This window comes from Nitratireductor aquibiodomus (assembly GCF_900105565.1).
Taxonomy (GTDB): domain Bacteria; phylum Pseudomonadota; class Alphaproteobacteria; order Rhizobiales; family Rhizobiaceae; genus Nitratireductor; species Nitratireductor aquibiodomus.
Map to the genome: position 1 here is coordinate 120,448 of NZ_FNSL01000002.1, position 24,124 is coordinate 144,571.

Consider the following 24,124-nt stretch of genomic DNA (forward strand, 5'->3'; position numbering starts at 1 on the left):
GGCTCATCCACTTTCTTTTGCGCAAGCAGACAACCCTATCCTTCGAAAGGAAGATGAACATGCCCACGAGAGAACACCTTGAAGGTCAATGGCGCGAATGGCGCTATGCCCATGTCGCCAAGATGTTCCGTCCGTATGGTTGGACTTCGCTGGTTGCGCAGTACTGGCTGGAGAAAGACGATCAGGGTGTCACCTTCGACCTTCTGCCGGGCACGTGGTCGGTGGAAGACGGACGCATCATGTTCACCCCGCCCGCCGAAGGCCCGAACCTGTCGGTGAACGGCGAATACCCCACCGGTCCGGTGGAGATCATTCCGGGCCGCAACCAGACTTATGGTCATGGCGAGAGCCTTCCGGTCTATTTCGGCCGCAACGAGGTGGAAACGCTTCTGCGCACAACGCATGACGGCCAGCCGCTTTTCGGCGTGCGCGTGCGCGACCCCCACGAGGCCACGCGTCTGGAAGACGCCGGTGTCACCGCTTTCGATTACGATCCCGAGTGGCGCATCCCCGGCTTCTACACACCCACCGAGCGCACGGACTACGAAGCCGAAACGGTAGAAGAAGGTGTGCGCGAGTCCACGCCACGCATGGGCACCTTCACCTTCGAGTACAAGGGCAAGAGCTACGAGATCGTGCTCATCGGCAAGGACACGCCGCATGGCGTGCAGCCGGTCGCGCATGTGCGTGACAAGACCAACGGCGCGATCACCTATGGAGCAGGCCGCGTCATCGAACTGCAGTTCACCGACGAGACCAACACCCGCATCGACTGGATCGACTTCAACTATGCGGTCGCGCTGCCCTGCGCCTTCACCAACTTCGTGACCTGCCCCCTCGTTCCACCGGAAAACCAGCTCGATTTCGAGGTTCTGGCCGGCGAGAAACGTCCTGTGCAGAACGTGGTTCGGACAATGACCTATCAGGCAAAGGCCTAGAACATCGGACCGAACAGGCGAAGCCGTTTTTTCGGTCCGATGCTCCATCAATACCCTGGATCGTCGTTTGTGCGTCCGGCTGAACGCCGACGATCCAGAGTCAGGGTCAAATAATATGACCGTTTCGTCTACCGCTTCAGATACGCATTGGTAAACCAGGTGGAGACGTCCGGCATCTCCTCGAGGCGCTTGCCGTCGGCATCGCGCATGACGCCCGCCTCGAACATGAACTTCGTGATGTTGCCGAACATGTCCGCATCGATGAGGCCGACCGGCTCGCCCTCGTCCTGCAGGTAGCCGCCGCCCACGATGGCCTGCATGGAAGCGCGGACCAGCTCCGGGTTGGAGAGCATGCCGCCGGTCTCAGCGATCAGCATTTCGGCTGCCTCATCCGGGTTTTCCGCAGCGAAAGCATAGCCGCGCTGGGCCGCTTCAACGAAAGCGCGGGCGGTTTCGGGGTTGGCTTTCAGCCAGGTTCCGTTACCGCCGAGATAGGTGGTGTGCTGATCCGGCACGCCATAGTCGGCATAGCGAAATGCGCGCTGCGGGCGGTCGAGAAGCACGGAGTTCACGCCTTCCCAGGTGCTGACCTCGAGCGTGAAATCGACCGTGCCATTGGCAAGCGCCTCATAGGCGGAGGTGCCGAGCGTGACGGTCTCGAACTCGCCCTTGCCGCCATCGTTCTGGATAATGGTGGAGATGAGGGCCTGCTCCCACGCGCTGCCGAAACCGGCATAGGTCATGCCATCGAGATCGGCCGGGCGCTGGATGTCTTCACGCTCGCCATTGAAGACGAGACGGCCCGTTTCGTGCTGCATCACCGCCATGACCACGGTGAGGTCGGCGCCCGTGGCGCGCTGGCTGTAGAAGCCGATGGAGCTGAGAATGCCGAATTCGGCGACGCCCGTGGCGACCAGCGTGCCAGAGGAGGTGTCGGTGTAGGGCAGGATTTCGACGTCAAGGCCGGCATCCTTGAACCAGCCCTTCGCCTGGGCGACGTAAAGCCCCACATGGTTGGTGTTGGGCGTCCAGTCCAGCGCGACGCTCAGGCGCTCCTGCGCCGTTGCCGGCAGCGCCATCGCGCCGAGCATCAGGGCTGCGGCTATCAGGCTTTTCATGGTCTTTCTCCTGTCTGACTGAGCAAGGTGTTCAAAAGGTCTTCTTCCAGCGCGCGGGCATCGTCCGGCAGGGGCGCGCCAAGGCGCGGGCGCGGGGCGCGGACGACGACCTCGGAAATCACGCGGGCGGGACGGCGCGACAGCACATAGATGCGATCCGAAAGGGCCACCGCCTCGCGCACATCATGGGTGACGAGCAGCGTGGTCCAGCGCGCGGCCCGCCAGCGGTCTTCCAGCCAGCGCTGCATCTGCGCGCGGGTGAGCGCGTCGAGCGCGCCGAAGGGTTCATCGAGAAGCTGGATCGGGCGGGCCTGAATGACCGTGCGCAGGAGGGCTGCGCGCTGACGCATGCCGCCCGACAGTTCTGCCGGATAGCGTTGCTCGAAACCTTCCAGCCCGAACTCGGCGAACAGCGGCAGCGCACGGGCGCGCGCTTCGGCGCGGGGCACGCCTTGCACTTCCAGCCCCAGAATGACGTTATCGATGATGCGCCGCCAGGGCATGAGCGCGTCGCGCTGCGGCATGAAGGCGAAGGTCTGGCCGTCGCGCTTCAAGGGTGCGCAATCGCGCAGGATCTCGCCGCGATCCGGCGCAAGCGCGCCGGTGAGCAGGCGAAACAGGGTGGATTTTCCCGCCCCAGAAGGGCCGAGGATGGAGACGAACTCCCCCTGCCCCACATGCAGCGATACATCGTCGAGCACGGCGGTTTCGCCGAGCGTCACGCCCACATTGCGCATTTCAAGAGCGCTCATCGTGTCTGCCCCGCTTCACGCCAGCGCAGCAGCGCCCGTTGTAGAAGCGCCGAGACACCGAAGAGCACCAGCGTCAGCGTCGAGCTGACCACCACCGCCGCCAGCATGAGGTCCGGGCGAAAACTGTTCTTGGCGTTGAGGATGACAATGCCGAGCCCGGCGCGCGCGCCGACATATTCGGAGAAGATCGCGGCGACCACGGCATAGGTGATGGAGATCCGCAGGCCGGCAAAGAAATAGGGCATGGCCGAGGGAAAGCGCGCCGCCCGGAACACCTTCCACCGCGACGCGCCCATGGAGCGCATCAGCGTTTCGATCTCGGGATCGGTGGATTCGTAGCCATCGACCAGCGCCACCAGCATGGGAAAGAAGGTGACGAGCGCCACGAGCAGGATTTTCGGCGTGAGACCGAAACCGAACCACAGAACGGCAAGCGGCGCGATGGCCACCAGCGGCAGGGTCTGGCTGACGACAAAGATCGGGAACAGGGCCCGCCGCAGCTTCGGCAGGAAATCGAGAGCCACGGAGAGGGCAAAGGCGATGCTGACGGAGAAGGCAAAGCCGGTCAGCGTCGCACTCAGCGTCGGCAGCGTGTTCTCCCACAGGAGGGCGCGGTTGACACCCATCTGTTCGATGACGCGCGAGGGCGCGGGCAGAACCAGCGGCGAAATGCCCGACAGCCGCACATAGATTTCCCAAAGGAGGACCGCACCGACAACGCTTGCCAGGGCAGGCAAGCCGCGCGCCAGCCGTCCGCCCGCAGGACGGGGCCGACCCTTAGACATGGGATCAGGCCGTGGAGGGGCTGTTGGCGGAAACGGTCAAATCGACCGTCACATGGCCTTCGGGCGGACCGAACCTGCAGAAGGCCTGTTCGAGCGTCGCGAAAACCGGGCCTGCATCGCCGGTGAGACGGCTGCAGAAATTCTTGGAGCGGTCGAAGACGCCGCTCGACTTCAGAAAGTCGATGCAGCCCATGATCTCCGCCATGTGGTCGCCGGCGCCCATCACATAAAGCGAGAACTGCGCGCGTGCGGTTTCCGATGTGGTCTTTGCATTGGCCACCGCCGCAAGTGCTGCCTTCTGCCGTTCGGCGAGCGGCTCCGACGGGTTGGCGAGTGCAGAGGTGCTGCAGATCGGATCATCCGGCTCGCCGGGGCAGCCGCGCGAGAGCGTGGCGCGCAGCACCACATGGTGGCGGGTGGAGGCGGCGGCGACGTAGAAATCGCGCAGCGCCGGGAACAATACTTCCGGCGGGCCGACGACGAGCGTGGAGATGTCGTCGGTCTCGATCCGCAACCGGTCCCGGTAAGGATCGAACGCAGAGAGCGACGACATGATGACGTCGACGAAATTGTCGGTCATCGGATAAAGGGAAAGCTGCGCACCTGCGAACATGATTGTCCTCCTTGCTCCGCTGGCATTACCCAGATCAGCTTCTAGGGCCCGAGGATTTGCACCCTCATCTCAGCCGCGGCGATACGCGGCACCCCTGTGGATGCCCGGTACGAACCAAATCCCGTGTCGCAAAGCAAGCAGTTTGTTCAGGAAACGGTGCCCGGATGAAAAATTACCCGGCTATCCACAGACCTCACAATCCGAAGATCCGGAACGACCCGCGGCCGGAGAGTTCGCGCACGGCACCAAAATGCTCAAGCCGCTCGAAAAGCCGCTTGGCTGCCCAGCGGGAAAGATTGCAGCCGGGGGCTGAAGCCGGCACGGCATCGTCATCCAGCAGTTTCTGAACGACCGTGCCCGCCCCCTTTGTGCGCAGTTTCGGCAAAACGGAGGCAAGTGTGTCGGCGCGGCGAGATATTTCACCAGCCGAGCGGAGCGCGCCCTCAGTCCCCTGAACCAGCGCGAGGCACACCGCCCGGGCAAAGGCAGGATCAGCCGGGCCGGTCCGCCCGCTCTCCCCACTCACGCGAAAGGCGGTCCCATAGCGTTCCGCCATGAGAAGCGGTACCGGGCGAGGCCAGTTCAACATCGTTGCGATTAACCCATCCCCCAGTGCCCATGCCAGCGGCTCGGCGTCCGCATGTTCCGCCAGTATCCGCCGGACGAGCTCTGCCGCCGCGAAGGGCGGCGCGCTTCCGGACTGGAGCGCATCCTCGGCATGATCGACGGCGGCCGCCAGCCTGTCATCCACCGCCATGCCGAGAAGGCCAGCGAGTTCGGCTATGGAAGACGTGGACGGCATGAAGCGGCGCGCTGCCATTCGTCTGTAGGCGAGAAATATCCTGCCCGCAGGGCCCGGATCGTCACCGGCCGCGGTCAGCAGAACGGCATCGCGCAGCGCCTTCTCGTCCTCCCCCCGTCCCATGAGCCTTGAAGCGGCAACGGCGCATTTCAGCGCCTGGCGCGCGCGCCAGCAGCCCGACCAGGCGGGTTCACTCCGCACAAGATCATCGAGCGCCCCAAGCGCAACACCGGCGGCAAAACCGGCATCGCGCTCGCTCGAGGCAGCCCCGCGCGACACTGCCCATTTCGGCAGGGCTGCGTCTGAAGATGGAAAAGAAACGGGCGAATCCATGCCCGCAACCTAGATGGTATGTGCGGTTTTTTCCAGTATTCTCGCTCTAAACCGCACAGCTTGTCTTTATCATTCAATGTCCGATAAGATTGTATTATCGGACATTATAGCGAGCGGGCTGAAATGAGCTCTGACAACGAGCAAAACCCCAGAATGCCGGGCATGATCCAGCCTGCTGCGCCAGAGAGGCCATCCAACCGTGTGGCCGCTTCCGGGAATGATGGCACCTCAGCGTTAAAATCCGGCAAACCCGCCGGGGATCATTCAGATCTGCCCGACCTCATCGACGTGGTGCTTGCCATGGACGAAGAGCCCCCCTCCCCCACGCGACGCTCCCCTGCGTTGCCCTCTAATGTCGATCCGCTTGTCGAGACTGCACGCAGCTATGCGCGCGCAGCCCGCTCCGAGGCTACGCAGCGCGCCTATGCCGCTGACTGGCGCCACTTCGCTTCCTGGTGCCGGCGCTCCGGATTTCAGCCGCTTCCCGCCGACCCGCAGGTGGTCGGTCTCTATCTGACCGCCTGTGCCTCCGCGAACCCGCGCCCCACCGTCTCCACGCTGGAACGCCGGCTCTCCGGTCTCTCGCAGGGCTATTCCCAGCGCGGCGACCGGTTAGACCGCAAGGATCCCCACATTGCAGAGGTGTTTGCCGGCATTCGTCGAAAGCACGGTCGCCCGCCTGCGCAGAAAGAAGCGCTTCTGGCCGAGGACATTCTCGCCATGCTGGAGACCCTTCCGCACGACCTTCGAGGCCTCAGGGACCGGGCAATCCTGCTCGTCGGCTTTGCCGGCGGTCTGCGCCGTTCCGAGATCGTCGGGCTTGATGCCGGGGTGGACCAGACCGAGGACGGCAATGGCTGGGCGGAGCTTTTCGACAAGGGCATTCTGATCACCCTGCGCGGCAAAACCGGCTGGCGCGAAGTGGAAATCGGTCGCGGCTCGGCTGACCGCTCCTGCCCCGTCGAGGCGCTCAGGACATGGACCCGCCTTGCCCGCATTGCCCACGGTCCCCTGTTCCGCAGAATTCGCGGCCAGAAGACCGTTGAGGACAGCCGTCTAAACGACAGGCACATTGCCCGTCTCGTCAAGCGCACGGCGTTCGATGCGGGGCTGCGCCCGGATCTGCCGGAAAAGGAGCGCGAAAGGCTGTTTTCGGGCCATTCACTGCGGGCCGGCCTCGCTTCTTCGGCCGAGGTCGACGAGCGTTTCGTGCAAAAGCAGCTCGGTCACACAAGCGCCGAAATGACCCGCCGCTATCAGCGACGGCGCGACCGGTTCCGCGTCAATCTCACCAGGGCAAGCGGTCTCTGAACGATCACCGTCGTGAATCGGTTGACGGCAATCGATTCACGAAATGCGTTGGACGCACGCGCCCGTACCGGGCAACCGTCCCCTCATGGCTATCAACCCGCATCAATGCTCCCTGAGACGCGTCGACCCCGCCCGCAACATGGCGCGTTATTACACGCTTTCCGTCGAGCCGACCCTTTTCGGCGATGCCGCACTTGTCCGTCAATGGGGGCGGATCGGCACGCGCGGGCAGTTCAAGATCAACCTGTTCGACAACACCGGGTCGGCCGAAGCCGCACTCTTGCGGCTCAGGAAAATCAAGGAACGCCGTGGATATCGCTGACTAGAGCCAGGACGCGGCATCCTTTGGCAGGCGGTGCTCGGGATCCCTGACAGAAAGAACAGGCGCCCCCTCCCCGTTCCATTGCCACAGCGCCACACAGCTTCCGCCCGGCGACATATAGGAAGGGTAGATCGCTCCGTGAAAGCCTTGTTCCATAAGGGTTTCGCGCAGGCGATGCGTCTCGGGTACGCGGCCCTCATCCATCTCAGCCCGCCACTCGCATTGATGGATATCCGGCGAAACACCGAGCACCTTCATGACTGCAGCATTCGTCAAATCAGCCAGCCGTGCCTCGGAAAGTGTGAGCTGCGCAATGAGCGCGGGATGCTGCACAAAGCCTTGATTATATTCAGCCCAGGCCGTTGAAAGCTCACGGGCGGCATAGATCGCCTGTGCGCCCACCGGGTTCCATCGTCCGCCAAACCGTGCGGCGCCATCGCCTGAAAGCGGCGCATGGGCCCAGCGCGGAACGTATGCGCGCCAAAGGGTTTCGGTCCGCAGTTCCTCAGGCATAAACGCCGGCACGCACCGCTTCGAGATAGGCGAGAACCTTGTCGGCCTTGCCCTCTCCCACCAGATCGTAGGCGGTCTTGCCCGCCCAGCCCGGGATCGGCTGATGCTTGAACCAGATCACCGCCCGGTGTTCGTTGCCGGCCATCTCGGTTGCCATGGCAAGAATGCGCACGACCGGGCTCAGCGCCTGATCCACCTTGCGCTGGCCGGATTTCGCCGTCAGCGTGTTGCGGGCCACGCCGATGAGACGGGCCAGCTCCACCAGCGTCACGCCGAGCAGTTCCGACACCCGGCGCGCGGAGAGAAACGGTGCTCTTTCGTCGGCAAAATGCGCTGCCGCGAAGTCAAGTTCCGTTGCTGTCATCACCTGTGCCTCCTTGTTTCGACACCATACTGATCACACATTGAGCACTTTACAAGAAATATGTGCGCAAAATGTGTTTTCAAGAAACGCGGCAAAACGCTATTTTTCCGCCAAAACCGCCTTTTGACGGGCTGAAATCAGCGCATTCAGCATCGGTTTTACCGAAAACGTTCCAGAGTTCGCACGTTCTGTCAGCCTGCGGAGATAGCCGCCGGGCGAGCGAATGACCTCCGCGCGCTCCAGCATGGCCGCAATTGTGATCGCGGCGTTGATGTCGCCCATTTCGGCACGCGCTTCGGCCCAGGCATCCGGCGAAACCCCGAGCATGGAGCGAACGGTTTCGGCCGCTTTCATCAGATCGCGCCAGTCAGACAGCCCGTTTGGCGCATAATCGCGCATTTGCGGGCAGGCAGAGGCCACGGTTTCGAACCCGACAGGTGGTTTCTGGCCGCTTCCCTCCGCTTCCGGCTTTCGGCGCCCTCCCCTTTGGCCGGATGCGGTGTCGTGATCGCTTTCAACCGCCGATTTGGTTTCAAGGTCAGGCGGCATCGGCCCCGCTTCAACTTTTTCCTGGTAGGTTTCAAATTGGGATTCTGGGTTTGAATTATGAATATGGCGCTCATTTTGAGTGCCATTGGCGCTCATATTTATATTTTCATTAACCATGTGGCCTGCTTCACGGGCCTCCAGGTCGGCTTCGCTCAGACCTTCCAGATAGGCTTTTTCCACGTCGTTGCGCAAAGCCAGGAGGGCATCGCGGCGGGCTTTCAGCGTTTCCCAGTCGGTGTTGCGGCCAAGCCGGCCGGAGAGTGCGGCCAGGCGCTCTACATAGGGCGCGAATGAACGTCCCCTGCCCTCTTCAGCCGCCGCCTCGACGATCGCGGCAATGTCGCGCAGATGGATGGTGATTTCGCTTCTGAGCGCCCGGACGGCGCGCGCCAGACGCCGTGCCTCGGCCGCATGGGCCTCGATCTCGGCAGCGCGCATGACGAGCGGTGCGAGATCGAAGCCGAAGGCCTCCTCGATCTGCCCCTCTTCGCTGCGCCGCGCATAGCGCTTTCCATTGGCACTGTCGCGCCGCAGGATGAGCCCGGCCTTCACGAGCGCCGCCAGATGCCGCCGCAGCGTCGCCGGCGCCATGCCGCGTGCCCGAAGGGAAAGCTCGGCATTCGAGGGAAACACCACGAGATCACCAGCTGGATCGAGCTGTCGCTCCGTGGTGAAGCTTGCGAGCGCCTCCAGCACAACGATGGTTCTGTCCGAAAGCCCGAGCACCAGCCGGGCCTCGGTCACGGCGCGCAGCAATTGCCACTTGTCTACCGTGTGTTCCGATGAAGATTGCGCCTCTGTGGCGTGTTCATTCAGGGCTTTTCGCGCCCGCCGCACCTGTTCGTTGACCAGGAATTGGGCACGAGCCATCCCTTTCCCGCCGAATGGCGAGATTGCAAATCTGTCCGTCATTGTCTCACCTTCCTTCAGGCAAGAAAAAGACGCTCACCGGAACGTTCCGATGCTTGACTTTGCACGACGGAAGTGATTCTTTCAGATTGCTACATCGAAAGGGGCTTCCGGAATGGCAACGTTCTGGGGGCCTTTTTTCTTGCGGTTTTTCCTCTAGCTCAGTCCTCTTTGCTCCTCGTGATCCGGCTTTTTTTGGCCGGGATGGTCTCGCCGCCCTGGGGCGGCTGATCGGCTATGTCTCTTTCGCCCGTTCTTTCTCGAAACGTTCGGCGAGTTCCGGCAGCCGCTCCGCCAGATAATCCGCGAAGCCCGGCCGGGCCTTTTCATCGAAGTCGAACCGGGGCTTTGCCCCAAGCGTCACACGCGCAAGCGCCCGCCCCTTCCCGTCCTCGATGGAACGAGTCCTGTCCGCCTTCTTGCCGCGCGCTGCTGCACGCTTGGCAAGTCGCTCATAGAGCCTGCGAAAGCGTTCATCGGATTCGGCAGCCCGGAACGCCACGGAGGTGATTTCGTCCTGGGCGATGACCACCGCCGCTTCACGCTTCAAAAACTCTGCAAGCGCCATCCAGCGCGGACGGCCAGCCTTGGGGGCAGGACCGATGGCTGCAGCGATATGCGCGGGGACGGCCTCGGCCACCTGCAGGAGCCGCGTCATCTCCGCCTTGTGGAGCGACAGCGCGCGCTGAACCACGCCGCGATCAAACCCATGGCGCATCAGCGCATCGGCGAAAAAGGCGCGTTCGATAAAGGAGAGATTGCGCCGCTCCGTGTTTTCCTTGCCTTGCGCCAGCACCAGCTCGTCGTCATTGAGCGTACGCACGATGGCCTGAACGGGACGCTTGAGGCGTGCGGCTGCGCGCACACGGCGATGGCCATAGGCGACCTGAAAGCGTCCGCTTTCGGTCGGGTGAGGGCGCAAGAGAACCGGCACCTGCTGGCCGTTTTCCCGCACGCTCTCCACCAGCGCGTTGAAATCCTCATCGCCATCGTCCTCGCGGCTCAGACGATCGCGCACGAGCGAAGGATCGATCAGTTCCGGATCAACCTCGACGATGCGCTCCCCCTTTGCCAGGCTCTCGCGGATGGCGCGGGCATCCTCCACTTCGCGGGTCATGGATGAGAGCGTAAGCCCCATCGCCTTCACCGCGCCGGACGAACTGCGCGGCACGGGGTCCGCCTTGACCGGCGTTGGAGCCGATTTCGTTTCCGGCGCGCGCGGCATGGATTTCGGTTCGGGAGCAGGCGAGGGTGCGTTGCCCTCGCCCGAGCCGCCGAACAGCGCCTTCAGATGATCCTTGCGCTTGCTCATGCGACGTCTCCTGCCACATGACGGCCCCAGGCCGCCTCGACCAGCGCCTCGACCTCGGCGTTGACAGATGTCAACGCCTCCATCGCGCGGTCATAGGTGGAGCGGGTGAAATTGTCGCGACCGACCTCGTAGAGCGTCTGCTTGGTGAGACCGGCATCGGAAATGGCGGTCGATTTCACCATGGGCGCAGTCAGCACGCGCTCGCCGAACTGCGACCGCAGGAAGCCGACGATCTGAGTCTGCGGGCCGTCATTCGGCTCGTAGCGTGTGACCAGATAGCGGAGGAAATCGAAATTGAGCGATCCGCCCGCCTCGCGCACCACCGAGAGCAGGTCCGCCGTCATGTAGAGGAACTGGCTCATGGAGGCGACGTCGAGCATCTGCGGATGCACGGTGACGATCACCGATGTGGATGCGCACAGCGCCGAAAGGGTCAGGAAGCCGAGCTGCGGCGGGCAGTCGATCACCACCACGTCGTAATCATCGGCGACCGAGGCAAGGGCGGTCTGAATGCGCGCGAAGAAGAAATCATCCGCACCGCCGCCGGCCTGCCGTTCCGCCAGCATGCGCGGGGTCGTGTGCTCGAATTCATGAAGCTCGAGATTGCCGGGCACCAGATCGAGACCGTCGAAATAGGTCTTGCGGATGATCTGGGAGAGCGGGCGGCGCTCTTCGTCATAGCGGATCGCGCCGTAGAGCGTGTCATTGCCCGAAAGATCGATCTCCGGCTGATAGCCGAAGAGGGCGGAGAGCGACGCCTGCGGATCGAGATCGACCGCCAGCACGCGATAACCTGACAGTGCGAGATGCTGCGCCATATGGGCGCTTGTCGTCGTCTTGCCTGAACCGCCCTTGAAATTGGTGACGGAAATGACCTGCAGATGCTCACGTTCCGGATCGCGCCATTTCACATAGGAGCGCGCCTTGGCGAGATTGCCCTTGGCACGGGCCTGAGCCGCCAGGTGATGGCGCAGTGCATTGATGTCGGCCAGCGAATAATAGCGCCTGCCGCCCGCGCCGGTTTCGGGCTGCGGCCCTTCACCGGCGATTGAGAGCTGACGCAGATAGCCATCGGAAACACCGATCAGCTTTGCTGCCTCACCGCTTGAAAATGTGCGAAGCGTCTTCTGTGCCGCAGGGGGAAAGAGCCGGTCGCGCATGACGCGCAGCTGCTCGGAGAGCCGGGCTGCATCCGCGGCGATGGCCTCATCGGCCGCGAGCGCACTCTGCCCGTGTGCGCCGCCCATCGCTGCCCCCGACACCTTGTCCAACTCCCGCTCTCCTTCATGGTCGCTGGCGATATCCATGCCGCGCTGCTCCTCGTCGTTCATTCCTGCCGGGCACCGGTTGACAGCTGTCAACACGATGCATTCCACTGGCGACTGCAGCGCGTCATGCTCACCCCGCTTCCCGACGCCCGTATGCCGGCCATGGGAAACGATCGTTTACCGTAACCCGATTCGCAGCCGCTGGGCGAGTGGCCTACGGCTGGGAGCCAAGATACGCTCAAAAAGCAAACGCGCTGCGACTGCGCATGAAACCGGAAACAACCGCAATTAACAGAACCGCATCGCGGTTACGCCGATTTCAGACAATCGCCTTCAATGCCGTAACTAATGCCATGAGGAGGCGTGTCGGCGTCAAGAAGTTTTTGGTTAACAAAGGGTTAACGAAGCCGGCGACGCCTGCGGACAAATGATGCGCCCGCGCCGAATCCTTTCGCACTTACCACCACTTACACGACGGACGGGCACACCGCGACGCAAGGGGAGGGGGCCATCAGCCAACAGATTTTCTGCACGAAGCAAATGCCGGCATCCGAAAAGAGGGGCGCCGAGGAGCGTTTTCTCGGCCCGGCCCGAGAATCGGACTGGGTCGAAAACCGAGACACCTGGTGGTGGCCTGATTCGAATGAAGGGACATCTTCGCCCGCCCGCCCCTGGCGAGAGGAAGAAGCGGAGCGACCGGCAATCGCTTCAGCAAGGAACCCGGCGGACGGGGGTTCGCTGAAGGTCAGAACCTGTTGATGGCGCCCGCTGCCTCGCCGGCAAGCGGGGCAAAGCGGCGACAGAAGCTTTCCGCATCCCATTCACTCAATGAGCCGGCGATGTGGATCGCGCCGAGCGGTGTGCCGTCCGGCGACACGAGTGCTGTGGCGATCGCGATCTCGCCCTGGAGAATTTCCTCGAGCGCCAGCGCATAGCCATTCTCTCGCGCCTCCTGGACCTTCGCCCGGATTGCGGCGGGATCGGTGATCGTCCTGGGCGTGATCTCGCGTCGCACCGAACGTTCGATGATCTCGTCCACCTCCGCATCGCTCATATGTGCCATGACAGCGCGACCACCCGACGTGCAGTAGATCGGCACGCTCTGCCCGACCAGCGTGGCGAAAAAGGTTTCCCGCTTGCTTTGAAGACGCGCGGCATAGACAAGCCTGAGCCCATCACGCAGGCTGAGGTCCACGCGCTCGCGCACATTGCGGCGCAGTTCCATCAACACCGGCGAGGCGCGGGCGACCAGGGGGTTCATCCGCAGATAGTCGCGCGTGTGATCGAGAATGCGGATGCCCGGCACATAGCCCCGGTCATCCGCATCGCGGTCTATATAGCCAAGCTGGCGCAGCGTGTGGACAACGCGCTGGGCAGCACTTTTGCCCATGCCGCCCGCGGCAGCGATCTCGTTGAGGGTCAGCGGCTTGCCCGCCTCGTGAAACGTGGAAAGCACCTGCATGGCGCGGGCAATGGCCTGAACGAAGAGAGGGTCACTCTCATCGATGCTGGTGTTCGGCGGCACTCCGTATTCCGCCTTCTGAATGTAACGCACGCCCCGCCTCCGGTTTCCGCCAGAATTTGTTTGACTCCAGAACCGCTGCACATCTATCGTATTATCGATACGAATGTATCGTACAGCGATACATTGTCTTCCACCCTATCACGCATTTTCCAGGCGTCGACCCGAAAATGCAGTCGTTTAAAAGCGGGGCGTGTGAATGCGGCGTTGCATCTGGGCTGGCAGTCCGACCGGGGAGGGGACGGTATGAGCAACAGGGTCGCGCTTGCCGGTTTCCTGCACGAGACCAACACGTTCGCGCCCTCGCGCGCCACCTATGCGCAGTTTGAGCAGGGGGGTGGCTACCTTCCGATCTCGCGCGGCGATGAAATCCTGAAGCGCTGTCCCGGCGTTAATCTGGGTATCTCCGGTGCCGTGGCCCACGGTGAGAAAGCGGGCTGGGAGATGGTTCCGGTGCTGTGGACCGGGGCTATCCCTTCCGCTCATGTAACGCGCGATGCCTATGAGCGCATTGCCTGTGAGATCGTCGACGGCATCGCGGCAGCCGGACCACTCGACGGTGTGTGCCTCGATCTTCACGGGGCGATGGTGGCCGAACATCTGGATGACGGGGAGGGGGAGCTGATCGCCCGGGTGCGGGCCGTGGTGGGGCCAGACGTTCCGATCGCCGTCAGCCTCGATCTGCACGGCAACACCAGCGAGCGCATGGTGGACGAGGCCGATCTTCTCGTCGCCTTTCGCACCTATCCGCATGTGGACATGGCCGAGACGGGAAGGCGCGCCGCCGAAGGGCTCGACCGGCTGATGGCGCGTGGGCGCCCCTTCGCCCACGCTTTCCGCAGGCTGCCCTATCTGACCTCCATTCCATGGCAATGCACCTTCATCGAGCCGGCAAGGAGCCTCTATGAGGAGGTGGCGGCGCTTGAGACGGGCGATGTTGCGAGCGTCTCCTACTGGATGGGTTTTCCGGCTGCCGACATTGCAGACTGCGGGCAGACGGTGATCGCCTATGCGGAGACGCAGGCAGAGGCGGACCGGGCCGCCGACCGGCTTTATCAGAGCATCATGGACGCGGAAGCGGCCTTTGCCGGCCGCGCCTACGGCCCCGATGAGGGCGTGCGCGAGGCGATGCGCATTGCAAAAACGGCAACGCGCCCGGTGGTGATCGCCGACACGCAGGACAATCCGGGTGCGGGCGGGGATTCCAACACGACGGGCATGCTGCGTGCACTCTTGCGAAACGGCGCGGAACGCGCCGCGATCGGCATGATCGTCGATCCACAGGCCGCTCGCGCCGCCCATGCGGCAGGGGAGGGGGCCGAGATCACCATTCCGCTCGGCGGGCAGTCCGGCATTCCCGGCGACGAGCCTTTCACGGGCACGTTCCGTGTAGAGAAACTTTCCAATGGCGACCTGCATGCGACCGGCCCCTATTATGGCGGCACGCACATAAATGTGGGCCCGTCCGCCTGCCTTTCGATCGACGGCGTGAAGATCGTCGTCGCCACGCACAAGGCGCAGATGGCGGATCTTGCCATGTATCGTTTCGTCGGCATCGAGCCGACGGAAATGGCCATTCTGGTCAACAAGAGCTCGGTGCATTTCCGCGCCGATTTCGACCCCATCGCCGAGACGGTTCTGGTGTGTACGGCACCCGGGCCAATGCCGCTCGACCCGGCGGACCTGCCGTGGACGAAGCTTGCCGAGGGAATGCGCCTTTCGCCCAACGGGCCGGTTTTCCGCCGTGCGGCGGGCGAAGCGCTGGCGATGGAGGGATAGCGGGAGATATAAATCAGCGCGGCGGGAGAACCGCGTTCAAGACGTCACGACGACCAAAACTTCATGCTCAACAAAAGAGGGAACATCATGTCGCGTCTTCAGGATAGACTAAAGCACTTACGGAACCACGCCCGCGGCGTGTCGCTCGGCCTTGCCGCCGGTGCCGCGCTGATGGCGGGCCTCGGCGCAGCCACGCCGGCGCTCGCCCAGGACAAGACGATCACCGCCGTCATGCATTCGGGCCTGCGCGTGCTCGACCCGATCATCACCACCGCGCACATCACCCGAAACCATGGCTATATGGTCTATGACGTTCTGGTGGCTGTGGATGAAAACTTTGCGCCGCAGCCGCAGATGGCCGACTGGACCATTTCCGACGACAATCTCACCTACACGTTCACGCTGCGCGACGGGCTGAAATTCCATGACGGCGCGCCGGTGACGGCAGCCGATGCCGTGGCCTCGCTCCAGCGCTGGGGCAAGCGGGACTCGGGCGGTCAGCTTATTTTCGACGTGACCGAGAGCCTTGAGGCCACCGACGACAAGACCATCGTCTGGAAGCTGAAAAGCCCGTTCCCGGCGCTGCTCGACACGGTGGGCAAACAGTCGGCCGTGCCGCCCTTCATCATGCCCGAGCGCGTGGCCAGCGGCTCCGCCGACGAGGCGATCACCGACTATACGGGTTCCGGTCCCTTCGTGTTCGTGGCGGATGAGTATCAGCCCGGCGTTTCCGTCACCTATCGCAAGTTCGAGGATTATGTGCCGCGCGACGGCGAGGCGAGCTGGATGGCCGGCGGCAAGAACGTCAAGGTCGATGAGGTGAAGTGGGTCACCATGCCCGACGCCCAGACCGCGATCAACGCGCTGCTTTCGGGTGAAATCGACTATATCGAGCAGGTTCAGATCGACCTCCTGCCGCTGCTTGAAACCAGCGAGGACGTGACGGTCGAGACGCGCGACGACCTGGGTTACCAGACGATCGGGCGCATGAACTTCAAGCACCCGCCCTTCGACAATCCAAAAATCCGCCAGGCGGCGCAGATGGCGCTCAGCCAGGAAGCGGTGCTCGCCACGCTGATCGGCAATCCCGACTACTACAAGGTGTGCGGCGCGATCTTCGGCTGCGGCACGCCGCTGGGCGACGAGGCGGGCTCCGACACGCTCACCTCTGGCGGTGACATCGAGGGCGCGAAGAAGCTGCTTGAAGAGGCAGGCTACGACGACACGCCGATTGTCCTGATGCAGCCCACCGATGTGGTGAGCCTGACGGCGCAGCCCGTGGTGGCCGCACAGGCCATGCGCGAGGCCGGCTTCAATGTCGACATGCAGGCGATGGACTGGCAGACGCTCGTCACCCGCCGCGCCAGCCAGTCGAAACCTTCCGAAGGCGGCTGGAACATCTTCTTCACCAACTGGATGGTGCCGGAAATCAATTCGCCACTCATCAGCCCCATGCTGAACGGTCGTGGCGATGCCGCATGGTTCGGCTGGCCGGAAGACGAAAAGATCGAGGAACTGCGCGCCGCCTTCATCGCCGCCGACACGCCGGAAAAGCAGAAGGACGTGGCGGTCGAGATCCAGAAGCACACGCTGGAGAACGTTCTCTACGTTCCGCTTGGCCAGTACATCATGCCGCAGGCCCGCAACAACAGGCTGACCGGCATGATCCCGTCGCCGGTTCCGGTGTTCTGGAACATCGAGAAGGCGGAGTGATCGCCTGAGAGCCCGCCCCGCCTGGTTGCCGGGCGGGGTCACCTCCGGGGCATTCGGGCTCTTGCCCGGCGCGTTTCCTTCCATCTCCCTGATCGGGATCGCGCGCCCCGCTTTTTATGAAACGCGCGTGTCAAAGGACATCACGTTCCGATGCTAGGCTACATCACCCGGCGCATTCTGGCCGTCATACCGGTCATGATCATCGTCGCCATCTTCGTTTTCCTGCTGCTGCGGCTCACCCCGGGCGACCCGGCGGCGATCATCGCCGGCGACATGGCAACGCCAGACCAGCTCGAGCGCATCCGCACATCGCTCGGTCTGGCCGATCCGTTGCACGAACAGTTCATCACATGGGTGGGGCTGCTTTTGCAGGGTGAACTTGGAACGTCGCTCATCTCCAGCACGCCTGTCACCCAGATGATCGGGCAACGCATCTGGCCGACGGTCAACATCGCCGTGCTGACGATCCTGCTTTCGGTGCTGATCGCCGTGCCCATGGGTGTGCTCGCCGCCTGGCGGCACCGCACCTGGGTCGATTATGCGGTGATGACCTTCTCGGTTCTGGGGTTTTCCATTCCCGTTTTCGTGATCGGCTACATCTTCATAAAGATTTTCTCGATCGAGCTGCGCTGGTTCCCCGTTCAGGGCTATGTCGCGCCATCGGAAGATTTTGGGAAGTTCCTCGCCCGCGCCATTCTGCCATGCCTGACGCTTGCCACCATCTATGTGGCGCTGATCGCCCGCATGACACGCGCATCCATGCTTGAGGTGCTCGGCGAGGATTACATCCGCACCGCGCGCGCCAAGGGGGTGAAGGAAACGGTGGTTCTTTTCCGCCATGCGCTCTCCAACGCCGCCGTGCCGATCATGACGATCATCGGCACCGGTTTTGCGCTTCTGATCGGCGGCGTGGTGGTGACGGAAAGCGTGTTCAACATTCCCGGCATCGGCCGCCTGACCGTCGATGCCATTCTGGCGCGGGACTATCCCGTCATCCAGGGCATGATCCTTCTGACGAGCGGTCTCTACGTGCTGATAAATCTGCTTATCGACCTGTCCTACACATTCTTCGATCCGAGGATCCGCTACTGATGGCCGCTTCTCCGCAACCCGCATCCCGCATGCAGTGGCTTTTCGGCGCCATGGCCCTGCCGCGCGGCTGGCGTCTCGGTGCCGGCCCGATCATCGCGGCCATCGTGCTTGCCATCATTGTCGTGCTTTCGGTGCTCGCACCGCTGATCGTGCCGCATGATCCCATGGCCATCGACGCCCTCCAGCGCCTCAAGGGACCGAGCGAAACCTATCCGCTCGGCACCGACGCCTATGGGCGAGACGTGCTTTCGCGTGTCATCACCGGTGGGCGAGTCTCGCTCTTCATCGGCATCTCAGCAGCCATTGTCAGTGTGCTGATCGGCCTCCTGATCGGCCTCGTATCCGGCTTTTTCCGGATGGCGGATGCCATCATCATGCGCATCATGGACAGCCTGATGGCCATCCCTTCGATCCTGCTCGCCATTGCGCTGGTCGCGCTCAACGGGCCGAGCATCTGGTCGGTCATGGGCGCGATCACCATTCCCGAAATCCCGCGTGTTGTCCGGCTGGTGCGCTCGGTGGTGCTCTCGGCGCGTGAGGAACCTTATGTGGAGGCCGCCATCGCGCTCGGTTCCTCCATGCCGAAAATCCTGTGGCAGCATCTCATGCCGAACACGCTGGCGCCGCTCATCGTGCAGGGCACCTATATCTGCGCGTCTGCCATCCTCACCGAAGCGATCCTTTCCTTTCTTGGAGCGGGCGTTTCGACGGAAATTCCGACATGGGGCAACATCATGGCCGAGGGGCGGGTCTACTTCCAGCTGAAGCCATCGCTCATCTTCTGGCCGGGCCTGATGCTGTCGCTCTGCATCCTGTCGATCAACCTTCTGGGCGACACCGCGCGCGACATGCTGGACCCGCGCCTCAAGAAGCGGGAGGGGTGAAATGACAGTGCTGTTGTATACCCAGCTTACGAACAGTCCCGCCGCAATGGGCCAGTGCATCTCGTTGTGTTGTCTCGCAAACGGCGTCATCCCGGAAGCCCGAAGGGCTGTCCGGGACCCATTGGAAGAACATCGTGGAGCGCGGCCCGGCTCCGGTTCGAATGCGAACTGGCATCACCCGCACCTTCTGCAGAGATCGGCCGTGCCTCTCAATGGGTCCCGGCTCTTCCTTCGGTCGGCCGGGATGACGGAAACGGGAGGTGACTCCCGACAGTGCTCCAAGCATCACATCCCGGAGCACGCAATATGAAATTCAAGACCCGCAATTTCGACGATGTGCCGAGCGTTCTGGAAATCGAAAACCTGACCGTGCGCCTGGCCGGTAACGAAAAGGCAGCGCCCGTGCTCGACCGGGTGTCTCTCACGATCAGGCAGGGCGAAACGGTTTGCCTTGTCGGAGAATCCGGCTCGGGTAAATCCGTGACATCGCTCTCCGTGATGGGGCTTCTGCCGCGTGGCGCACTGGAGGCGACCGGCGGACGGATCGGCCTGGAGGGCAAGAACCTCCTCGACCTCGGCCCCCAGGCCATGCGCGACATGCGCGCCCGGAAGATTTCCATGATCTTTCAGGAACCGATGACCGCGCTCAACCCGGTGATCCGCGTCGGCGAGCAGATCGAGGAAGTGCTCAACACGCACACCAAACTCTCCACCAAGGAGAAAAAGGCGCGCGTGCTCGACATCATGAACCAGGTGCATCTGCCCGATGTCGAACGCATTTACCGATCCTATCCGCACCAGCTTTCCGGCGGCCAGCGCCAGCGCATCATGATCGCCATGGCGCTCATTCTCGAGCCGCAGCTTCTGATCGCCGACGAGCCGACGACCGCGCTCGACGTAACGACGCAGCAGCAGATTTTGAGCCTGATCGCCGAACTGCAGGAAAAGCATGGAACCGCCGTACTCTTCATCACGCACGACATGGGTGTGGTGGCGGAGATTGCCGATACGGTCCACGTCATGAAACTCGGACGGATTGTGGAGCAAGCGCCTGTCGAGGAGCTGCTGCGCCGGCCAAGGGAAGAGTATACACGCGAGCTCCTTCAGGCCGTGCCGAGCCTGACCCCGCGTGCCGCGCGCGACACGCCGGAAGGCGAGCCCGTGCTCTCGGTCAACAGCCTGCAGAAGGTCTATGGCGCGCACGGGGTCTTCAAGCGCACAGAGCCGACGAAAGCGGCAACCGATGTGAACTTCACCATTCCGCGCGGGCGCACGCTGGGCATTGTCGGAGAAAGCGGCTCCGGAAAATCCACCGTCGCGCGCTGCATCATGCGGCTCATTGATCCGACCGAGGGCGAGATCCGCGTGGCCGACCAGGAGATCGCCACGCTTTCTCGCCGGGCGCTCCGGCCGTTGCGCCGCCATATCCAGATCGTGTTTCAGGACCCGTTCCGCTCGCTGAACCCGCGCTGGACGATCGGGCGGAGCCTTGTCGAGGGACCGCTGAACATGGGGACGGACAGAAAGGCCGCGCTTTCGCGCGCCCGCGAACTCCTGAAGCTGGTCGGCCTGCCCGACGATGCGGTGGACCGCTATCCGCACCAGTTTTCAGGCGGTCAGCGCCAGCGTGTTGCGATTGCTCGCGCCATCGCCATGGAGCCCGATGTTCTGGTGGCGGATGAAGCGGTGTCCGCACTCGATGTTTCGGTGCAGGCGCAGGTGCTCGACCTGCTCGACGAGCTTCAGCAGAAACTCGGCATCGCCATTCTGTTCATCACCCACGATTTGCGGGTGGCAGCGCAGATTTGCGACGAGGTGGTGGTTATGCAGCACGGCCGCGTGGTCGAGCATGACAGTGCGGCCAATGTGCTTTCCGCGCCGAGACACGCCTATACGCGCGCGCTGATCGACGCCGCGCCGGGGCGCCAGTGGGATTTCGCCAATTTCCGTGAGCTGGAAAGTGTGTGAGGCGCGTTTCGTGACCAGCGCCTCCGCTCGCCCCTCACCCTTACCCTCTCCCCGCACGCGGGGAGAGGGGGACGTCAGCGCTGGCGCTATGGCTTTATTCAGTCGGCGCGGGGTCGAAGAGGGCGATGTCTGTGTTCTCTTCGCCACCACGCGCCCGGCGCTCGCCCCTCACCCTTACTCTCTCCCCGCACGCGGGGAGAGGGGGACGTCAGCGCATTTACCTGCTTTCGAACGACTGTGTGCCCGCTTCCCCACCGCGTCCTTCTCCCCGCAGGCGGGGAGAAGGTGCCGGCAGGCGGATGAGGGGCGTGCGCCTTACCCGTCAGTTACCATCCAACACCGGAGACCATCATGCCCGTACTACCCAAAATCGCCGACTACGCGGATGAACTCACGGAGATCCGCCGCGATTTCCACCAGCACCCGGAAATCGGCTTCGAGGAAGTGCGCACCTCGGGCATCGTGGCCGAGCTCCTGAAAAAATGGGGCGTGGATGAAGTTCATACCGGGCTTGGCAAGACCGGAGTGATCGGCGTCATCAAGGGGAAGAAAGAAGGCAGCCGCTCGGTCGGTGTGCGGGCCGATATGGACGCACTGCCCATGGATGAATTGACCAATCTGCCCTACGCCTCGAAGAACCCCGGCGCGTTTCATGGCTGCGGGCATGACAGCCACACGACCATGCTTCTGGGGGCCGCGCGCTATCTGGCGGAGACGCGGGACTTCGCGGGCCGCGCCATCATGATCTTCCAGCCGGCGGAAGAGGGGCTGGGCGGCGCGCGCGCCATGTTGGCCGACGGGCTGTTCGACAAGTTTCCGTGTGACGAAGTCTATGGCATGCACAACAACCCGCTTGCGGAGCCGAACAAGTTTGGCGTCAAGCCGGGGCCGGCCATGGCAGGCGCGACCTTCTTCGACATCACCATCAATGGTGTCGGCAGCCATGGCGCGATGCCGCACCATGCGCGCGATCCGATCGTGATTGCCACAGCGCTGGTGCAGAACCTGCAATCGATCGTCAGCCGCAATGTGCAGCCGACGCAGCCGGCGGTGCTTTCGGTGACGCAGATCCATTCCGGCTCGGCCTATAATGTGGTGCCAGACAAGGCAGTGATCTCCGGCACGATCCGCTATTTCTCCGACGAGGTACGCGACCTGATCCACGACCGGGTGGCAAAGCTCTGCGCCGGCTTTGCGGCGAGCTATGAGGTGGAGATCGTGCCGGACCTGCGGCCCGTCTTCGACGTTCTGATGAACGATGCCGACCTTTCGGAGGCCTATCGCGAGGTGGCGGCAGAGATCGTCGGCGAGGAGAATGCGACCATCACCAAAGAGCTGGTCACCGGAAGCGAGGATTTCGCCGATATGCTGAAGGCTGTTCCCGGCGCCTATTGCACGCTTGGGCACAAGGGCTCGATCCCGGTGCACAATCCCGGCTTCATTCTCGACGACGACATGCTGCCCGTGGGCGCGAGCATCATGGCGCGGATCGTCGAAAAGCGCCTTCCGCTCTGAGCCAGACAGGACACACATCATGAACATCAAAGACCTGCCCTTCGACACCGAAACGATGCTGGCCGGGCTCAAGCCGTGGATTCTCTGCGAAAGCCCCACATTCGACGCGGCTGCCGTGGACCGCATGATGGATCTTGCGGCCTACGAGCTCGCCGCGATCGGCGCGGAGATCGAGCGCATTCCGGGCCGGATGGGCTTTGGCGGCTCCGTGCGGGCGCGCTTTCCGCACATGGATTTCGGCAAGCCGGGCGTTCTCATCTCCGGCCATCTCGACACGGTGCATCCCATCGGCACGCTGGAGAAGAACCCGTGGCGCATCGAGGACGGGCGCTGCTATGGCCCCGGCATTCAGGACATGAAGGGCGGCAATTATGTAAGCCTTGAGGCGATCCGCCAGTTGATCCGCGCCGGCATCGAGACGCCGCTGCCGATCACCGTTCTGTTCACGCCCGACGAGGAGGTGGGGACGCCTTCAACGCGCGAGCTGATCGAGATGGAAGCGCGCAAGAACAAGGTGGTGCTGGTGCCCGAACCCGCGCGCCCCGACGGCGGCGCGGTGACGGGCCGCTATGCCATTGCGCGCTTCAACGTGAAAACGGCGGGCCGGCCGAGCCATGCCGGCTGGGCGCTCAAGGATGGCCGCTCCGCCATCGCCGCCATGGCGCGCAAGGTGCTGGAGATCGAAAGCATGACAGGCGAGGACTGCACCTTCTCGGTCGGTGTGATCCATGCGGGGCAATGGGTGAATTGCGTGTCGTCCACCTGCGATGCGGAAGTGCTTTCCATGGCCAAGCGCCAGGCCGATCTCGACCATGGCGTGGAGCGCATGCTGGCGCTTTCGGGCGAGGAAAACGACGTGGTGATCGAGGTGACGCGCGGCGTGACGCGGCCGGTGTGGGAGCCGGATGCCGGCACGATGGCGGTTTATGAACTGGCGCGCGGCATTGCCGGCGAAATCGGCTTCGAGCTGACCCATGCCAGCGCCGGCGGCGGCTCGGATGGCAATTTCACCGGCGCGCTCGGCATCCCGACGCTCGATTCCATCGGCGTGCGCGGGGCGGGGCTGCACACGCTCGGCGAATATATCGAGACCGACAGCCTGGTGGAGCGCGCGCAGCTTATGGCGGGGCTTTTGACACGGCTGACATAAAACCCTTTCCGCGCAGCAACGCCGCAGCCGCCTCGCCGGCGCTGCGGATATAGGCCGTGTCGTGATGCACGAGCATGGTGGAAAAGGCGCCGTCGAGCAGAAGCAGGACATGGCGCGCGAGCTGCGGCGCGTGGTCGGGCTGTTCGGCGGCAATCACCTCGGCTAGCCAGGCCTCAAGCCGCTTCTTGTGGGCCGAGGCCTGCTTCACCGCCGGGTGGCCCGGTGTCTCGACCAGTTCGGCCGCCGTGCGCAGGAAACCGCAGCCCTTCCAACGGCGGCTTGCTGCACCTTTGGCGATGTTGTCGAAGATGGCGCGGATGCGCTCGGGAAGCGGACCCTCCGCCTGCGCAAACCATTCGGCGAAGAGGTCGAGATTGGGCTGGTCGCGGGAGGCGAGATAGGCGGTGACCAGATCGTCCTTGCTGCGGAAATGATAATAGAGCGTCTTCTTGGTGAGGCCCGCCTTCTCGGCCACCGTGTCCATGCTGACGGCGCGCACACCCTTGCCATAGAACAGGCGGCTGGCCGTTTTGACGATTTTTTCCCGGGTTTGTGCGGCGTCTCTGGGCATGGCAATCTACACTGACTAGTGAGTTTATATAATTGGTGTTT

At 63.2% G+C, this 24,124-nt stretch carries 22 protein-coding genes and 1 riboswitch; of the genes, 10 read left to right on the forward strand and 12 right to left on the reverse strand.

What is annotated here, in order from left to right; translation table 11 throughout:
- Positions 1-59: 59 nt before the first annotated feature.
- Entirely contained in the window at positions 60-938 is an 879-nt protein-coding gene (locus BLW55_RS19710; protein ID WP_090330123.1) for a DUF1684 domain-containing protein, read from the forward strand.
- 128 nt (positions 939-1,066) lie between these two features.
- Here BLW55_RS19710 and BLW55_RS19715 read toward each other — a convergent pair whose 3' ends face one another.
- The 5 genes from BLW55_RS19715 to BLW55_RS19735 all read right to left on the reverse strand — a co-directional run bounded on the left by BLW55_RS19715 (position 1,067) and on the right by BLW55_RS19735 (position 5,341).
- Positions 1,067-2,056: an ABC transporter substrate-binding protein gene (locus BLW55_RS19715; RefSeq protein WP_090330124.1), complete on the reverse strand. Its 990-nt coding sequence runs from the start codon at positions 2,054-2,056 to the stop codon at positions 1,067-1,069.
- Positions 2,053-2,808, reverse strand: a complete 756-nt coding sequence (locus tag BLW55_RS19720) for an ABC transporter ATP-binding protein (protein WP_007007341.1) — start codon at positions 2,806-2,808, stop codon at positions 2,053-2,055. The genes BLW55_RS19715 and BLW55_RS19720 overlap by 4 nt, the downstream gene beginning before the upstream one ends.
- Entirely contained in the window at positions 2,805-3,593 is a 789-nt protein-coding gene (locus tag BLW55_RS19725; protein WP_025031418.1) for an ABC transporter permease, read from the reverse strand. The genes BLW55_RS19720 and BLW55_RS19725 overlap by 4 nt, the downstream gene beginning before the upstream one ends.
- A 4-nt stretch (positions 3,594-3,597) precedes the next feature.
- The gene (locus BLW55_RS19730) at positions 3,598-4,206 is read right to left on the reverse strand and encodes a YkoF family thiamine/hydroxymethylpyrimidine-binding protein (protein WP_025031419.1); all 609 of its coding nucleotides are present in this window, start codon (positions 4,204-4,206) and stop codon (positions 3,598-3,600) included.
- A riboswitch (TPP riboswitch) is annotated at positions 4,200-4,312 on the reverse strand. It overlaps the preceding gene by 7 nt.
- Positions 4,313-4,399: 87 nt before the next feature.
- The gene (locus BLW55_RS19735) at positions 4,400-5,341 is read right to left on the reverse strand and encodes a DUF1403 family protein (RefSeq protein WP_090330125.1); all 942 of its coding nucleotides are present in this window, start codon (positions 5,339-5,341) and stop codon (positions 4,400-4,402) included.
- 123 nt (positions 5,342-5,464) lie between these two features.
- Between BLW55_RS19735 and BLW55_RS19740 the strand changes: the two genes are divergently transcribed.
- Entirely contained in the window at positions 5,465-6,652 is a 1,188-nt protein-coding gene (locus tag BLW55_RS19740) for a tyrosine-type recombinase/integrase (RefSeq protein ID WP_244509187.1), read from the forward strand.
- Positions 6,653-6,737: 85 nt separating this feature from the next.
- The gene (locus tag BLW55_RS19745) at positions 6,738-6,974 is read left to right on the forward strand and encodes a WGR domain-containing protein (protein ID WP_025031422.1); all 237 of its coding nucleotides are present in this window, start codon (positions 6,738-6,740) and stop codon (positions 6,972-6,974) included.
- On the opposite strand, the gene BLW55_RS19750 is transcribed toward BLW55_RS19745, so the two are convergent.
- The 6 genes from BLW55_RS19750 to BLW55_RS19775 all read right to left on the reverse strand — a co-directional run bounded on the left by BLW55_RS19750 (position 6,975) and on the right by BLW55_RS19775 (position 13,444).
- Complete coding sequence (locus tag BLW55_RS19750; protein WP_090330127.1) at positions 6,975-7,487, reverse strand: RES family NAD+ phosphorylase; 513 nt, start codon at positions 7,485-7,487, stop codon at positions 6,975-6,977.
- Positions 7,480-7,851 (reverse strand): antitoxin Xre/MbcA/ParS toxin-binding domain-containing protein, encoded by a 372-nt coding sequence (locus tag BLW55_RS19755; RefSeq protein ID WP_025031423.1) that lies wholly within the window; start codon positions 7,849-7,851, stop codon positions 7,480-7,482. Before BLW55_RS19755 ends, BLW55_RS19750 begins: the two co-directional genes overlap by 8 nt.
- Before the next feature lie 99 nt (positions 7,852-7,950).
- The gene (gene repC, locus BLW55_RS19760; RefSeq protein WP_244509188.1) at positions 7,951-9,270 is read right to left on the reverse strand and encodes a plasmid replication protein RepC; all 1,320 of its coding nucleotides are present in this window, start codon (positions 9,268-9,270) and stop codon (positions 7,951-7,953) included.
- A gap of 274 nt (positions 9,271-9,544) precedes the next feature.
- Positions 9,545-10,621, reverse strand: a complete 1,077-nt coding sequence (gene repB, locus BLW55_RS19765) for a plasmid partitioning protein RepB (RefSeq protein ID WP_090330129.1) — start codon at positions 10,619-10,621, stop codon at positions 9,545-9,547.
- On the reverse strand, positions 10,618-11,868 hold the full coding sequence (gene repA, locus BLW55_RS19770; protein ID WP_090330237.1) for a plasmid partitioning protein RepA: 1,251 nt from the start codon (positions 11,866-11,868) through the stop codon (positions 10,618-10,620). The genes repB and repA overlap by 4 nt, the downstream gene beginning before the upstream one ends.
- A 766-nt stretch (positions 11,869-12,634) precedes the next feature.
- Positions 12,635-13,444: an IclR family transcriptional regulator gene (locus BLW55_RS19775; RefSeq protein WP_007007330.1), complete on the reverse strand. Its 810-nt coding sequence runs from the start codon at positions 13,442-13,444 to the stop codon at positions 12,635-12,637.
- Positions 13,445-13,657: 213 nt separating this feature from the next.
- On the opposite strand from BLW55_RS19775, the gene BLW55_RS19780 reads away from it, so the two are divergent.
- The 7 genes from BLW55_RS19780 to BLW55_RS19810 all read left to right on the forward strand — a co-directional run bounded on the left by BLW55_RS19780 (position 13,658) and on the right by BLW55_RS19810 (position 23,512).
- Entirely contained in the window at positions 13,658-15,190 is a 1,533-nt protein-coding gene (locus BLW55_RS19780) for a M81 family metallopeptidase (protein WP_090330130.1), read from the forward strand.
- An 87-nt stretch (positions 15,191-15,277) separates the two neighbouring features.
- Entirely contained in the window at positions 15,278-16,903 is a 1,626-nt protein-coding gene (locus BLW55_RS19785) for an ABC transporter substrate-binding protein (RefSeq protein WP_090330238.1), read from the forward strand.
- Between the two features lie 150 nt (positions 16,904-17,053).
- Positions 17,054-17,995, forward strand: a complete 942-nt coding sequence (locus tag BLW55_RS19790) for an ABC transporter permease (RefSeq protein WP_090330131.1) — start codon at positions 17,054-17,056, stop codon at positions 17,993-17,995.
- 50 nt (positions 17,996-18,045) lie between these two features.
- On the forward strand, positions 18,046-18,879 hold the full coding sequence (locus BLW55_RS19795) for an ABC transporter permease (protein ID WP_244423343.1): 834 nt from the start codon (positions 18,046-18,048) through the stop codon (positions 18,877-18,879).
- 306 nt (positions 18,880-19,185) lie between these two features.
- On the forward strand, positions 19,186-20,847 hold the full coding sequence (locus tag BLW55_RS19800; RefSeq protein ID WP_025031744.1) for an ABC transporter ATP-binding protein: 1,662 nt from the start codon (positions 19,186-19,188) through the stop codon (positions 20,845-20,847).
- 351 nt (positions 20,848-21,198) lie between these two features.
- Entirely contained in the window at positions 21,199-22,362 is a 1,164-nt protein-coding gene (locus BLW55_RS19805) for a M20 aminoacylase family protein (protein WP_090330132.1), read from the forward strand.
- A 19-nt stretch (positions 22,363-22,381) separates the two neighbouring features.
- Positions 22,382-23,512, forward strand: coding sequence for a M20/M25/M40 family metallo-hydrolase (locus tag BLW55_RS19810; protein ID WP_090330133.1), 1,131 nt, complete (start codon positions 22,382-22,384; stop codon positions 23,510-23,512).
- Here BLW55_RS19810 and BLW55_RS19815 read toward each other — a convergent pair.
- Positions 23,481-24,083 carry a TetR/AcrR family transcriptional regulator gene (locus BLW55_RS19815; protein ID WP_090330134.1) on the reverse strand — a complete coding sequence of 201 codons (603 nt, stop codon included), beginning with the start codon at positions 24,081-24,083 and terminating at the stop codon, positions 23,481-23,483. The two genes, BLW55_RS19810 and BLW55_RS19815, sit on opposite strands and share 32 nt — an antisense overlap.
- Between the last annotated feature and the right edge of the window lie 41 nt (positions 24,084-24,124).

Excerpts from the sequence above, each read along its gene's own strand:
- BLW55_RS19755 (WP_025031423.1), bottom strand. The coding sequence starts at position 7,851 with ATGACAGCAACGGAACTTGACTTCGCGGCAGCGCATTTTGCCGACGAA.
- BLW55_RS19730 (WP_025031419.1), bottom strand. The coding sequence starts at position 4,206 with ATGTTCGCAGGTGCGCAGCTTTCCCTTTATCCGATGACCGACAATTTC.
- BLW55_RS19800 (WP_025031744.1), top strand. The coding sequence starts at position 19,186 with ATGAAATTCAAGACCCGCAATTTCGACGATGTGCCGAGCGTTCTGGAA.
- repB (WP_090330129.1), bottom strand. The coding sequence starts at position 10,621 with ATGAGCAAGCGCAAGGATCATCTGAAGGCGCTGTTCGGCGGCTCGGGC.
- BLW55_RS19785 (WP_090330238.1), top strand. The coding sequence starts at position 15,278 with ATGTCGCGTCTTCAGGATAGACTAAAGCACTTACGGAACCACGCCCGC.
- BLW55_RS19725 (WP_025031418.1), bottom strand. The coding sequence starts at position 3,593 with ATGTCTAAGGGTCGGCCCCGTCCTGCGGGCGGACGGCTGGCGCGCGGC.
- BLW55_RS19735 (WP_090330125.1), bottom strand. The coding sequence starts at position 5,341 with ATGGATTCGCCCGTTTCTTTTCCATCTTCAGACGCAGCCCTGCCGAAA.
- BLW55_RS19790 (WP_090330131.1), top strand. The coding sequence starts at position 17,054 with ATGCTAGGCTACATCACCCGGCGCATTCTGGCCGTCATACCGGTCATG.
- repC (WP_244509188.1), bottom strand. The coding sequence starts at position 9,270 with ATGGCTCGTGCCCAATTCCTGGTCAACGAACAGGTGCGGCGGGCGCGA.
- BLW55_RS19740 (WP_244509187.1), top strand. The coding sequence starts at position 5,465 with ATGAGCTCTGACAACGAGCAAAACCCCAGAATGCCGGGCATGATCCAG.
- BLW55_RS19745 (WP_025031422.1), top strand. The coding sequence starts at position 6,738 with ATGGCTATCAACCCGCATCAATGCTCCCTGAGACGCGTCGACCCCGCC.
- BLW55_RS19710 (WP_090330123.1), top strand. The coding sequence starts at position 60 with ATGCCCACGAGAGAACACCTTGAAGGTCAATGGCGCGAATGGCGCTAT.
- BLW55_RS19795 (WP_244423343.1), top strand. The coding sequence starts at position 18,046 with ATGGCCCTGCCGCGCGGCTGGCGTCTCGGTGCCGGCCCGATCATCGCG.
- BLW55_RS19810 (WP_090330133.1), top strand. The coding sequence starts at position 22,382 with ATGAACATCAAAGACCTGCCCTTCGACACCGAAACGATGCTGGCCGGG.
- BLW55_RS19815 (WP_090330134.1), bottom strand. The coding sequence starts at position 24,083 with ATGCCCAGAGACGCCGCACAAACCCGGGAAAAAATCGTCAAAACGGCC.
- repA (WP_090330237.1), bottom strand. The coding sequence starts at position 11,868 with ATGGGCGGCGCACACGGGCAGAGTGCGCTCGCGGCCGATGAGGCCATC.
- BLW55_RS19805 (WP_090330132.1), top strand. The coding sequence starts at position 21,199 with ATGCCCGTACTACCCAAAATCGCCGACTACGCGGATGAACTCACGGAG.
- BLW55_RS19750 (WP_090330127.1), bottom strand. The coding sequence starts at position 7,487 with ATGCCTGAGGAACTGCGGACCGAAACCCTTTGGCGCGCATACGTTCCG.
- BLW55_RS19720 (WP_007007341.1), bottom strand. The coding sequence starts at position 2,808 with ATGAGCGCTCTTGAAATGCGCAATGTGGGCGTGACGCTCGGCGAAACC.
- BLW55_RS19780 (WP_090330130.1), top strand. The coding sequence starts at position 13,658 with ATGAGCAACAGGGTCGCGCTTGCCGGTTTCCTGCACGAGACCAACACG.
- BLW55_RS19715 (WP_090330124.1), bottom strand. The coding sequence starts at position 2,056 with ATGAAAAGCCTGATAGCCGCAGCCCTGATGCTCGGCGCGATGGCGCTG.